General features: G+C 68.7%; 7 protein-coding genes and 1 pseudogene. 4 read left to right on the forward strand and 4 right to left on the reverse strand.

The window, feature by feature from the left end:
• Positions 1-50: 50 nt before the first annotated feature.
• From L2U69_RS07145 to L2U69_RS07155, 3 genes are all read right to left on the reverse strand, one after another.
• A complete protein-coding gene (locus L2U69_RS07145; protein ID WP_236106101.1) occupies positions 51-1,409 on the reverse strand; it encodes an ATP-binding protein in 1,359 nt (452 codons plus the stop codon).
• An 18-nt stretch (positions 1,410-1,427) separates the two neighbouring features.
• A complete protein-coding gene (locus L2U69_RS07150; protein WP_236106102.1) occupies positions 1,428-3,689 on the reverse strand; it encodes an NADP-dependent malic enzyme in 2,262 nt (753 codons plus the stop codon).
• Between the two features lie 144 nt (positions 3,690-3,833).
• Positions 3,834-5,018: a benzoate/H(+) symporter BenE family transporter gene (locus L2U69_RS07155; RefSeq protein WP_236106103.1), complete on the reverse strand. Its 1,185-nt coding sequence runs from the start codon at positions 5,016-5,018 to the stop codon at positions 3,834-3,836.
• 194 nt (positions 5,019-5,212) lie between these two features.
• On the opposite strand from L2U69_RS07155, the gene L2U69_RS07160 reads away from it, so the two are divergent.
• The 3 genes and pseudogenes from L2U69_RS07160 to mutS all read left to right on the forward strand — a co-directional run bounded on the left by L2U69_RS07160 (position 5,213) and on the right by mutS (position 9,040).
• Positions 5,213-5,902, forward strand: coding sequence for a GntR family transcriptional regulator (locus L2U69_RS07160; protein ID WP_236106104.1), 690 nt, complete (start codon positions 5,213-5,215; stop codon positions 5,900-5,902).
• 123 nt (positions 5,903-6,025) lie between these two features.
• Positions 6,026-6,307: pseudogene (locus tag L2U69_RS07165) on the forward strand (type II toxin-antitoxin system RelE/ParE family toxin); the annotation flags it as partial.
• A 27-nt stretch (positions 6,308-6,334) separates the two neighbouring features.
• Entirely contained in the window at positions 6,335-9,040 is a 2,706-nt protein-coding gene (gene mutS / locus L2U69_RS07170) for a DNA mismatch repair protein MutS (protein WP_236106106.1), read from the forward strand.
• On the opposite strand, the gene L2U69_RS07175 is transcribed toward mutS, so the two are convergent.
• Positions 9,023-10,219: a low temperature requirement protein A gene (locus L2U69_RS07175; protein WP_236106107.1), complete on the reverse strand. Its 1,197-nt coding sequence runs from the start codon at positions 10,217-10,219 to the stop codon at positions 9,023-9,025. The genes mutS and L2U69_RS07175 overlap by 18 nt on opposite strands.
• A gap of 152 nt (positions 10,220-10,371) precedes the next feature.
• Between L2U69_RS07175 and L2U69_RS07180 the strand changes: the two genes are divergently transcribed.
• Complete coding sequence (locus tag L2U69_RS07180) at positions 10,372-13,170, forward strand: [protein-PII] uridylyltransferase (RefSeq protein WP_236106108.1); 2,799 nt, start codon at positions 10,372-10,374, stop codon at positions 13,168-13,170.
• The last annotated feature ends 2 nt before the right edge of the window (positions 13,171-13,172 follow it).

Consider the following 13,172-nt stretch of genomic DNA (forward strand, 5'->3'; position numbering starts at 1 on the left):
CGGCGCACCTCGGCGCGTGCCGACCGTCATTTTAGGGCGCCAGATGACACTCAGCCGGCGGCGGGCAGATAGACGGTGAAGGTGCTGCCCTCGCCCAGGGCGGAATCGATCGTCAGGGCGCCCCGGTGGCGGTTCACGATATGCTTGACGATGGCGAGCCCGAGGCCGGTGCCGCCGAGGTCGCGGCTGCGCGCGGCGTCGACGCGATAGAAGCGTTCGGTCAGGCGGGGCAGATGCTCGCGGCCGATGCCCGGGCCCTGGTCGGAAATGGCGATGGCGACCGGCCGCGCCGTCTCGGGCCAGCCGGTCCGGCCCGGCGGCACATGGTCGAGGACATGGGCCTCGATGCGCACCTCGCCGCGCTGGCGGCCGTATTTGATGGCATTGTCGATCAGGTTGGTGAACACCTGTTCCAGTTCGCCCTCGTCGCCCACCACCGGCGGCAGGTCGGCCGGCAGGTCGAGGATCACCTTCGCCTCCTTGGCCCGCGCGCGGAATTCGAGGGCGGTGACGACGCGCCGGATCAGGGGCGACACCGGCACCGGATCGGCCGGCGGCGTATGCTCCGTCAACTCGACCCGCGACAGCGACAGCAGGTCGCCCACCAGGCGCGTCATGCGCGTCACCATGTCGGCCATGGCGGCGAGAAAGCGTTCACGCGCCGCCGCATCGTCGCGCGCCGGGCCCTGCAGGGTTTCGATATAGCCGCCGAGGGCGGCGAGCGGGGTGCGGATCTCGTGGCTGGCATTGGCGACGAAGTCCGCGCGCATCCTCTCCACCCGCTTCGACTGGGTGAGATCGCGGAACACCAGGGCCGCCACCACCTCGTCGGGCCCCGGCCGCTCGACCAGGGCGATGCGGCAGGTCAGTTCGCGGGCCACCGGCACCGGCAGGGAAACCTCGATCTGGATCGCCGCCTCCTCGCCGCTGACGACGAGATCGACCGCCTCCAGGATCTCGGGGTGGCGTACCGTGGCGGTCAGGGGGCGGCCCGCCGGCCCCTCGCCGAAGAGCGTGCGCGCCGCCTTGTTGAGATGGCGCACGCCCAGTTGGCGGTCGATCAGGATCAGCGGATCGGGCAGCAGGTCGAGGACGGCGCGATGGCCCTGGGTGAGGGACCATTCCTGGCTGCGCAGGCGGCGGATCTCCCGTTCCTGGCCCTGGATCCGCTCGTGGGTGTCGAAATCCTGGCGCCGCGCCTCGGCGAGACTCGCCTCGAGCAGCGCCCGGTCCCGCCGCAGCCAGAGCGTGACCAGCACCGCGACGGCGACCACGACCAGGGCGCCGACGAGACCGGCCCGGGGCGTCAGCGATCCCGCCAGCCCGAGGCCCGCGACGACGGCGAGGCCCGGCGACGCCACCTTGGCGGTGGTCACCACCAGCGGGCGCAGGAACGCGGACTTGACCACGGCACGGTTCCGGCGGCGTCAGGGCGCCATGAAGGCGGTCAGCGCCGACAGATTGACCAGGTCGGAAACCGCCGTGCCCAGGGGCACGATCTGGACCGGCTTCGACATGCCGACCAGCAGCGGCCCGATCACCGTGGCGCCGCCCAACTCATGCATCAGCTTGGCCGCCGTCAGCGCCGTCGACAGCGACGGCATGACGAGGACGTTCGCGGTCTCGGTCAGGCGGCTGAAGGGATAGAGGCTCATGAGCTGACGATTCAGGGCGACGTCGGCCATCATCTCGCCGTCGTATTCGAAATCCGTCTCCTGCTCGTCCAGGATGGCGATCGCCTCGCGGACGCCGTTAGCCGAGGTGCGCGGCCGATTGCCGAAGTTGGAATAGGACAGGAAGGCGACGCGCGGCTCGTGGCCGAGGCGGCGCACCACCTGCGCCGCCTGGCGCGCGATGTCCGCCAGCGCCTCGGGCGAGGGCTGTTCGTCGACCGCGGTGTCGGCGAAATAGATCGTGCGCCCCTTCGCCAGCACCACGGAAAGACCGAAGATGCGGCTGCCCGGGTTGGGATCGACGACGCGCAGCACTTCCTGCAGCGATTGGGCATAGGCGCGAGTGATGCCGGTCACCATGGCGTCGGCATGACCGTTCGCCACCATGCAGGAGGCGAAGACGTTGCGGTCGTTGTTCACGAGACGCTGGCAGTCGCGGTAGAGCAGGCCGCGGCGCTGCTGCCGCGCATAGAGGAAGTCGGTATAGAGCGTGGTATGGGTGGAGTTCCGCGCATTGTGGATCTCCAGCCCGCTCTCGCCATCCAGGCCCATGTCCTCGATGGTCTGGCGGATGCGTTCCTCGCGCCCGACCAGGACCGGCGTGCCATAGCCCGACTGGCGGAAGGCGAGCGCGGCGCGGATGGTCTTCTCCTCCTCGCCCTCGGCGAAGACGACGCGCTTCGGGGTCTGGCGCAATTCGTCGAAGATGCGCTGGAACAGCGCGACGGAAGGATCGAGCCGGCCCTGCAGCTCGTCGCGATAGGCCTTCATGTCGATGATCGGCCGGCGCGCCACGCCGGTATCCATGGCCGCCTTGGCGACCGCCGGCGGCACCCGGCTGATCAGGCGCGGGTCGAAGGGCACGGGAATGATGTATTTCGGTCCGTACTGCGGGCGCGCGCCGGCATAGGCGGCGGCCACCTCGTCCGGCACGTCCTCGCGCGCGAGTTCGGCCAGCGCCCGGGCGGCCGCCAGCTTCATTTCCTCGTTGATGGTGCGGGCGCGAACGTCGAGGGCACCGCGGAAGATATAGGGAAAGCCGAGGACGTTGTTCACCTGGTTCGGATAGTCCGAGCGGCCGGTCGCCATGATGGCGTCGTCGCGCACCGCCGCCACTTCCTCGGGCGTGATCTCGGGATCGGGGTTGGCCATGGCGAAGATGACCGGCTGGTCGGCCATGGTGGCGACCATCTCGCGCGTCACGGCGCCCTTGACCGACAGGCCCAGGAAGACGTCGGCGCCCTTCATGGCGTCGTCCAGGCTGCGCATGTCGGTCTCGACCGCATGGGCCGATTTCCACTGGTTCATGCCTTCGGTGCGGCCCTTGTAGATGACGCCCTTCGAATCGCAGAGCACGGCGTTCTCGTTCGGGAGGCCCAGGCTCTTGATCAGCTCGATGCAGGCGATGGAGGCGGCACCGGCGCCGTTGACGACGACGCGGATGTCCTTGATCGACTTGCCGGTCAGGTGCAGGGCGTTGATCAGGCCGGCGGCGGCGATGATCGCGGTGCCGTGCTGGTCGTCGTGGAACACCGGGATGTCCATGATCTCGCGCAGCCGGCTCTCGATCACGAAGCACTCGGGGGCCTTGATGTCCTCGAGATTGATGCCGCCGAAGCTGGGACCGAGGAAGCGCACGGCATTGATGAATTCGTCGACGTCCTCGGTGCCGACCTCGAGGTCGATCGAATCGACGTCGGCGAAGCGCTTGAACAGGACCGACTTGCCTTCCATCACCGGCTTCGACGCCAGGGCGCCGAGGTTGCCGAGGCCGAGGATGGCGGTGCCGTTGGTGATCACCGCCACCAGGTTGCCCTTGGTGGTGTAGTCATAGGCCGTCGTCGGATCCTCGGCGATCGCCTTCACCGGGATCGCGACGCCCGGCGAATAGGCGAGGCTGAGATCGCGTTGGGTCGCCATCGGCTTGGTCGCCACGATTTCCAGCTTGCCCGGGCGGCCCTGGGCGTGAAACAGCAGGGCTTCCTGTTCCGAGACGGCGGTGCGCTTGGTGCTCATGATCCTGTCCAATCGGCGCGAGATGCGCCTTCTACCCTTCAGTCGGTTGGTGGCCCGGTCCGGAGTGGCCGGCGCCGAAGGGTGCGGACTATCCTACCCTTTTCATTTGTTGTCCAGCACACCATAAAAACTTTTCATTTCTTCTCAGTGACGGCGGAACAGCCACCACAGCGCGCCGCCCGCCAGCAGACCCCAGAAGGCGGCGCCGATACCGCCGACCGAAAGCCCCGAGGCGGTCACCAGAAAGGTCACCAGGGCCGCTTCGCGCTCCGCCGGCACGGCCAGCGCGGCATGAAGGGCGCTGCCGAAGGCGCCCATCAGGGCCAGCCCGGCGACCGCCTGGATCAGCACCGGCGGTGCCGCCACGGCGAGAGCCGCGGCCAGGGTGGCGATGGCGCCGATCGCGGCATAGCCGATGCCCGCCGCCACCGCCGCCAGCCAGCGCCGCGCGGGATCGGTCGCGGCATCGGGCCCGGCGCAGAGCGCCGCCGTGATCGCCGCCAGATTGAGCGCATGACCGCCGAAGGGCGCCGTCGCGACGGAGGCGAGGCCGGTGACGACGAACAGCGGTCCCGGCGCCGGGCGATAGCCGTAGGTCTGCAATACCGCGAGGCCGGGCACGTTCTGCGACGCCATGGTGACGAGGAACAGCGGCAGGCCGATGCCGATGATCGCCTGCGCCTCGAACACCGGCACCACCCCTTCCAGGTGGGGCGCCAGGCTCGCGATCGGGGGGAGCACGGCGCCGGCCGAGCCTTCGACCACCACCGCGATGACGGTCACCGCCAGCGCCGCCGGCATGGCCCAGAGCCGGTTCACCCGGAGCGTGACGGCCCAGACGATCAGGATCGGCAGGGCCAGGCGGGGCATGGCGCCGATGGCGGAAAAGGGCGCGAGGCAGAGGTCGAGCAGCACGCCCGCCAGCATCGCCCCGGCCAGCGGCCCCGGGATCGCCGCCACCAGCCGCCCGAACGGCCGCCACAATCCGGCGATCACCATCAGCACGCCCGCCGCCACGAAGCCCCCGACCGCGGCCGGAAAGCCACCGTCCGGCACCTGGCTGGCGGCCAGCAGGGCCGCGCCGGGCGTCGACCAGGCGATCGAGATCGGCATCTTCAAACGGATGCTGAGCACGACGTTGAGCAGCCCCATGCCGAGGCTGAGAATCAGCAGCCCCGACGCCGCCTGCCCCGGATCGGCGCCGACACCGCGCAGCCCCTCGAGCACGACGGCGAAGGACGAGGCAAAGCCGACCACCGCCGCCATCACCCCCGCCGAAACCGGCCGCAGCCATTCCCGATCGCCTACCCCTTTCCGATCGCCTGCCATACCCCTCTCCAAACCCAATGAACGCGTCGCCAACCGCCCCCTCCACCATCGTCATCCCGGCGGAGGCCGGGATCTTTCGACGGAGGAGCCCCATGCCCACGAGGTCCCGGCCTTCTGCCCGGACGACATGTTCAGATATCGGCGGCACCTTAATAAAATTGGATCCAATCGACAATCATCTTGAATCCAGAGCGATGCCGCGTCATCGTCCCATCATGGAATTCGCCGATCTGATCGCGCGCGGACGGCCGCGCTATCGCACCGCCACCGCCTTCGTCGAGGACGTGCTGCGGGAAGCGATCCTGAGCGGCGCGCTGGCCGGCGGCACGCCGCTGCGCCAGGAGGAACTGGCGGCGGCCTTCGACGTCAGCCGGATGCCGGTGCGCGAGGCTCTGCGCCAGCTCGAAGCCCAGGCCCTGGTCGATTTCGCGCCCCACAAGGGGGCCGTGGTCACCGAGATTTCGGCGTCCGACGCCGCCGATCACTATGCCATCCGCGCGGCGCTCGAACCCGCCGCCCTGCGCCTGTCCCTGCCCCATCTGACGGCGGAGGACCTCGCCCGCGCCGAGGGCCTGCTGGCCGAGATGGACACGGAACCCGACATGTCGCGCCTGGGCGACCTGAACCGGCGCTTTCATCTGGTGCTCTACGCCAGGGCCGGGCGGCCCCGGCTGATCGCCCTGGTCGAACAGCATCTGGCCGCCGCCGACCGCTACCTGCGCTTCCATTTCGCGGCCCTCGGCCGGGATAAGATGGGCCAGCACGAACACGCCGCCCTCCTCGCCGCGGCAAGCGCCGGCGACGCCGGCGAAGCCAGCCGGATCCTCACCACCCATATCGAGACGGCGGCCCGCGGCATCGAAGCCTTCTTCGCCGCGCGATAGGCCGGTAGGCCGGTGCGTGTTGGGCAGTCCTTGGAGACCCGTCATGGCCGGAGCCCGTAAACTCGAAATCACCTTGCAGGAAGATTCAGGCCGAATTGATCCAGCAGGCACTGGCAGTCCCGGGCTCGAGACGATTTGATCGACATCTACACAGCGGTCGGTCAGCACCATCAGCCTGCGGCGGAACATATATTGTCCCGGCTTGAAGACAGAGTGCTGCAATTGCGGCAACACCCACGCCTCGGCCCCGGACGTGATGAAATCAAGCCAGGCATTCGGGCCCTTGTGGTCGGCGCATACATCGTCTTCTACCGCAACACGCCCGACGCCGATGAAGGACCGGTCGACATGGTGGAGGTGCTCCGCGTGCTCGATGGCCGGCGCGCGCTTTCACGGCTTGTCTAAATCGCGGCCGGGCCTAGAGTCCGGGCCATGTCCGACCTCGCCGCTTCCCTCGAATCGAGCACCGACGCGCCCGACCTGACCGGCGCCACCCCCATGATGGCGCAATATCTGGGCATCAAGGCCGCCCATCCCGGCTGCCTGCTGTTCTACCGCATGGGCGATTTCTACGAATTGTTCTTCGAGGATGCGGAACTGGCCTCCGCCGCGCTCGACATCACCCTGACAAAAAGGGGCAAGCATCAGGGCGAGGACATCGCCATGTGCGGCGTGCCGGTCCATGCCGCCGATGCCTATCTCTCGCGCCTCATCCGCAAGGGTTTCAAGGTCGCGATCTGCGAGCAGGCGGAAGACCCGGCGGAAGCGAAGAAACGCGCCGGCAAGACCCTGGTCCGGCGCGAGGTGGTGCGCATCGTCACCCCCGGCACCCTGACCGAGGAAAGCCTGCTGGATGCCCGCAGCAACAATCTCCTCGCCGCGCTGGGCGGGGCGGAGGGGCGGCTGGCGCTCGCCGTCGCCGACGTCTCGACCGGTCTCTTCGAAGTCATCGCGGTGCAGCCGGCGCAATTGGGTGCCGAACTGGCGCGGCTCTCGCCCGGTGAACTCCTGGTCTCGGACCGGCGCCTGGACGAACCCGCCCTGAAGGCCCTGGACGGCGCCTATGACGACCGCCTGTCGCCCCTGCCCGCCGCGCGTTTCGATTCAGGGGCGGCCGAACGGCGTCTGCGCGACGTCTTCGGGGTCGGCACGCTCGATGGTTTCGGCGCTTTCGGGCGGGCGGAGCTTTCGGCCCTGGGCGCCGTTCTCGCCTATGTCGAACTGACCCAGAAGGGCAGGCTGGCGCGGCTCCGCCCGCCCCGGCGCATCACCGCCGGTTCCACCATGGCGATCGACGCGGCGACACGGCGCAGCCTGGAACTGACCCAGGGCCCCGACGGCGGGCGCACCGGCAGCCTGCTCGCCATCGTCGACGAGACGGTAACCGGCCCCGGCGCCCGCCTGCTGAAGCAATGGCTGTCCGCCCCCCTGACCGAGGTCGCGGCGATCGAGACGAGACTCGACATGGTCGACCACCTGCTGCGCCAGGGCGGGCTGCGCCAGGGCCTGCGCAGCCTGTTGCGCCGCCTGCCGGATCTCGAACGCGCGCTGGCCCGGCTCGCGCTCGGGCGGGGCGGGCCGCGCGACCTCGCCGCCGTCGGCCAGGGTCTCGCGCTCTTGCCGGAAGTCGGCGCCCTGTTCCTGCATGCCGATCTGAACCCGCCGCCCGAAGGCCTGGCGCGATCGCTCGACCGGCTCGGCAATCACGCCGCGCTTGCGGAAAAACTGACCGCCGCGCTCATCGCCGAACCGCCGGCGCTGGCCCGGGACGGCGGTTATGTCGCCGCCGGCTGGTCCGCCGCGCTGGACGACGAGCGGCGCCTGCGCGACGAGGGCCGGCGTCTCGTCGCCGCCCTCGAAGGCCGGCTGCGCGGCGATACCGGGGTCGGCGGCCTGAAGGTCCGGCACAACAATGTCCTCGGCTATCACATCGAGGTGACGCCGGTTCACGCCGACAAGCTGGCGGCGGACGATCGCTTCATCCACCGCCAGACGCTGGGCAGCGCGGTCCGTTTCACCACCGTCGAATTGAGCGATCTCGCCGATCGCATCGCCCGCGCCGGCGACCGGGCAACGGCCATGGAAGTGGAGATCTTCGACGGGCTGGTCGCCGAGGTGCTCGCCGCTTCCGCCGCCGTCGCCGAGGCGGCCCTGGGCCTCGCAGAGATCGACGTCGCCGCCGGCCTCGCCGAACTGGCGGAGAAGCGCCGCTATTGCCGCCCGAAGGTCGAGGACGGCACCGCCTTCCTGATCGAGGGCGGACGCCACCCGGTGGTCGAAGCCGGCTTCGGCCCGGGGCGGGAGGGCGATTTCGTCGCCAACGACTGCGACCTCGGCCCCGGCAACAGGCTGTGGCTGCTGACCGGTCCGAATATGGCCGGCAAATCGACCTTCCTGCGGCAGAACGCCCTGATCGCCGTCATGGCCCAGGCCGGCAGTTTCGTGCCCGCAACATCCGCCCTGATCGGCACCGTCGACCGGCTGTTCAGCCGCGTGGGCGCCGCCGACGATCTGGCGCGCGGGCGTTCCACCTTCATGGTCGAGATGGTCGAGGCCGCCGCGATCCTCAATCAGGCGACGGAACGCAGCCTCGTCATCCTCGACGAATTGGGCCGGGGTACGGCCACCTGGGACGGGCTGTCCATCGCCTGGGCGGCGATCGAGCATCTGCACGATGTGAACAGGGCCCGCGCCCTCTTCGCCACCCATTACCACGAATTGACGGTGCTGGCGGAACGCCTGGCCGAGGTGGCGGCCCATACGGTCAAGGTGCGCGAATGGAAGGGCGACGTCGTCTTCCTTCACGAAGTCGTGCGCGGCACCGCCGACCGCTCCTACGGCATTCAGGTGGCGAAGCTGGCCGGCCTGCCGCCCGCCGTCATCGGCCGGGCCGAGGACGTGCTGCACCGCCTCGAGTCGGGCCCCGCCGGCAATGCGGGCGGCCGGCCCGACATGGCGGCGCTTGCGGACGATCTGCCCCTCTTCGCCGCCCTCGCGCCGAAACCGAAAGCGGCCCTGGCCGATCCGGCCGCGTCGGCTCTGGCGGAGGCGATGAAAGCCCTGTCCCCGGACGACATGACCCCGCGCGAGGCGCTGGAGGCGCTCTATCGCCTGAAGGCGCTATCGGCTGGCGGCTGAGGCCACGGCCGGCAGGCAGCGGCGCTTGCGGTCTTCCCAGACCGAGATGGCGATCATGACCACGGTAGCGATCCAGCTCATCGACAGCAGGTCGACCAGAGGGTGGATCGCGATCAGCGCGATCAGCCCGGCCATGCCGACGATATGCGACAGCGGCACGACGCCGTAGACCATCTTCTTGTAGAGGGTGCTGCCGAAGAGATAGATCGCCGGCCCCGCCATCATCGCGATGCCCTGGCCGAGGTCCGCCACCGCATGGGGATGGGCCAGGGTCAGGTCGTTGCCGACGGCGGTGACGATGATGCCCGCGATCATGACGACATGGACATAGTGGTAATAGGCGCCGATCCGCCCCGGATCGTCCGACTTGGTGATGACCTCGATCGCATCCTTGCTGGAGGTGCCGAAATAGAGCCACCACAGGACGAGCGTACCGAGAAAGGTGCCGAGCATGGCGAGCACCGTCGCCCCGTCCCAGACCTCGGCCCGCGACAGGGGCAGGCCGGTGGCGAGCACCGTCTCGCCCAGGGCGACGATGACGAAGAGGTGGCAGCGTTCGATCAGATGGCCGCCCTCGATGGTCCAGTCCCGCGTCCGCGAGCGGCCGAGGCCGGGCAGGCGGAAGCCGAACATGGGCGAGACATATTCGCAGAGCACGCCGAGGGTCCAGAGCACCAGGCGCCATTCGTGATGGGCGAAGGCGCCGGCGATCCAGAAGGCGGCGGCGATCAGGCCCCAGATCAGGATCCGCAGGTAATTGTCCCACAGCGCATGGCCGCGCAGATGGGCCAGCACGACGGCGCTGCGCCCCACCTGCATCAGGACGAAGGCACCCGCGAAGATGAAGCCGCGATCGCCGAAGGCATCCGGTATCGAGGCCCCCATGACGAGGCCGACGAGCATGGTGACGAAGAGGAGCGCCCGGATGCGCGGCGTCTCGGGATCGAACCAATTCGTCACCCAGGCGGTATATTGCCAGCCGAGCCAGACCGCGAACCAGAGCACCAGGGTCTCGAGCGCGCCCATGACCGACAGGTGATGCACCAGCCCATGGGCGAGCTGCGTCACGGCGAAGACATAGACGAGATCGAAGAAGAGTTCCTCGAAGCCGACCTTGGCGTGATGCCCGTCGCGGTGGCGCAGAAGGGCATGGCGCCCCTTCGTTGAAGTTTCGGTCATGACGGTCCCCGGCCCGTGAACCGCCAAGAAATGCCAGAAGCGCGGAACGGCCACAACCCGACATGGCCGCCACGCCCGCCGCGCGTGCCTCGCATGTCGACGCGCGGGGCCGAATGCCCTACCTATAGGGCAGGAAATCTCTCGAGGAAGCGATGGATATCGTCGTCAAGCACCGCCGTGCGATCGTGGACCGTAAGGGGCTGATGGATTCGCTCGAGTCCTTCGCCGCCGGCGAGCCGGGACCGGATGCATTGCGGGCGCATGTGGTCGCGACCCTGAAGCAGGCCCTGGCGGACGGACGCGCCGAATGCCGCCGCCGCCTGGAGATGGACGAGGCGAACGGCCGCGAGACGGCCGCCGGCCTCTGCCATCTGGTCGACCAGATCATCCGCGTGCTGCACGATTTCACGCTGGCCCATGTCTATCCGGTGATGAACCCGACGGCGGGCGAGCGCCTGGATCTCGTCGCGCTGGGCGGTTACGGGCGCGGCGAACTGGCGCCCGGGTCCGACGTCGATCTCCTGTTCCTGCTGCCCTACAAGGAGACGCCCTGGCACGAGCAGGTGATCGAATTCATGCTCTACCTGCTGTGGGACCTGGGCCTGAAGGTGGGCCATGCCACCCGTTCGGTCGACGACTGCGTGCGTCTCGCCCGGCAGGACTTCACCATCTGCACCTCGCTTCTCGAAATGCGCTGGCTGTGGGGCGATCAGGCCCTGTTCCACGAATTGAAGGACCGCTTCTGGCGCGAGGTCGTCAACGGCACCGGCGCCGCCTTCGTCGAGGCGAAGCTGAAGGAACGCGACGAGCGCCATATGCGCCTCGGCGATTCGCGCTATACGGTCGAGCCCAACGTGAAGGAAGGCAAGGGCGGCCTGCGCGATCTCCACACCCTGTGGTGGATCGCGAAATACGTCCACCGCGTGGAGGACGTCGCGGATCTCGTCGCCAAGGGCGTGCTGTCGGCCGACGAATACCGCCGCTTCATCAAGGCCGAGAGTTTCCTCTGGAATGTGCGCTGTCACCTGCACTTCCTGACCGGGCGGCCCGAGGAGCGCCTGACCTTCGACGTCCAGCCCGAACTGGCGCGGCGCCTGAACTATACCGATCATGCCGGTACGCGCGGCGTCGAACGCTTCATGAAGCATTACTTCCTGTTCGCCAAGGACGTCGGGGTTCTCACCCGGATCTTCTGCGCCAACCTCGAGGAAGACACGCGGCGGCGCCCGTCCAAGATGAAGCTGCTGCGCCTGTCGCGCCGCGCCAAGGCCCTGGAGGGCTTCATGCGCGAGGGCGATCGCCTGAACATCGCGACGGAAGACCAGTTCGAGAGCGCGCCGATCGACATGATCCGCCTGTTCGAGGTGGCGCAGCGCCACGCGCTGGACGTCCACCCCCAGGCCCTGCATCTGATCACCCGCAGCCTGAAGCGGATCGATGCGTCGCTTCGCAACGACCCCGCCGCCAATGCCCTGTTCCTGTCGATCCTGACCAGCAAGAAGGATCCGGAAACCGCGCTCAGGCGCCTGAACGAGGCAGGCGTGTTCGGCCGCTTCGTGCCCGACTTCGGCCGCGTCGTCGCCCAGATGCAATACGACATGTACCATGTCTATACGGTCGACGAGCACACCATCCGGGCGATCGGCATCCTGGCCGACATCGAGGCCGGCCACCTCGCCAAGGATCTGCCCCTGGCGAGCGAGATCATCCACAAGGTCGTGTCGCGCCGGGTGCTCTATTGCGCCGTCCTCATTCACGACATCGCCAAGGGCCGGGGCGGCGACCATTCGGTGCTGGGGGCCGAGGTCGCCATGCGTCTCTGCCCGCGTCTCGGCCTGACCGCGGCCGAGACCGAGACCGTCTCGTGGCTGGTGCGCTATCACCTGCTGATGTCCAACACCGCCTTCAAGCGGGACCTGGCGGATCCCAAGACCGTCCATGATTTCGCCGAAGTGGTGCAGAGCCCCGAGCGGCTTCGCCTGCTGAACGTTCTGACGGTCGCCGACATCCGCGCCGTCGGGCCGGGCATCTGGAACGGCTGGAAGGGACAATTGCTGCGCACGCTCTATTACGAAGCGGAACTGCTGCTGTCGGGCGGTCATGTCAGCGTCGGCAAGGAACGGGTGGCGGGCATCCAGAAGGAGATCGCGGAACACCTGAAGGACTGGAAGAAGGCGGACATCGACGCCTTCTTCAAGCGCAGCGCCGAATCCTATTTCCTGTCGACGCCGGCGCCCTGTGCCGCGCGCCACGCCCGCCTGATGCGCGAGGCGGACCGCGAGGAAGCCCCCCTGACCCTCGCGACCCGCATCGACCGCTTCAACGCGGTGACCGAGGTCACGCTCTATACCGCCGACCATCCCGGTCTCTTCGCCCGCGTCACCGGGGCGATCTCGGTCTGCGGCGCCACCGTCGTAGACGCCAAGATCTTCACGACGAACGACGGCATGGTGCTGGACGTCTTCACCATCCAGGACGCGGACGGCGGCCCGTTCGACCGGCCGGAGCGGCTGGCCAAACTGTCGACCACAATCGAACAGGTGCTGATGGGCCGGGTCCGCCCGCGCGAGGTGCTGGCGCGCCAGGCGGCGCCTTCGAAGCGGACCTCGGCCTTCAAGGTCGTGCCCCGCGTGCTGATCGACAACAACGCGGCGACCAAGCTGACGGTGATCGAGGTCAACGGCCGCGACCGGACCGGCCTGCTGTTCGAGCTGACCCGCGCCCTCTTCGCCCTGAACCTGACCATCCGCTCGGCCCAGGTCGCGACCTATGGCGAGCGCGCGGTCGACGTCTTCTATGTCTCCGACCTGTTCGGCCACAAGATCCGCCACGGCGGCAAGCTGAAGGCGATCGAGCGCCGGCTGACGGACGTGCTGGCCCCGAAGCCGGCGCCGAGTGCCGCGGCCGAAGGCGGAACACGCACCGCAAGGCGCAGCGCCACCGGCCGCTGAGG

The organism is Zavarzinia marina (assembly GCF_021568905.1).
Lineage (GTDB): Bacteria > Pseudomonadota > Alphaproteobacteria > Zavarziniales > Zavarziniaceae > Zavarzinia > Zavarzinia marina.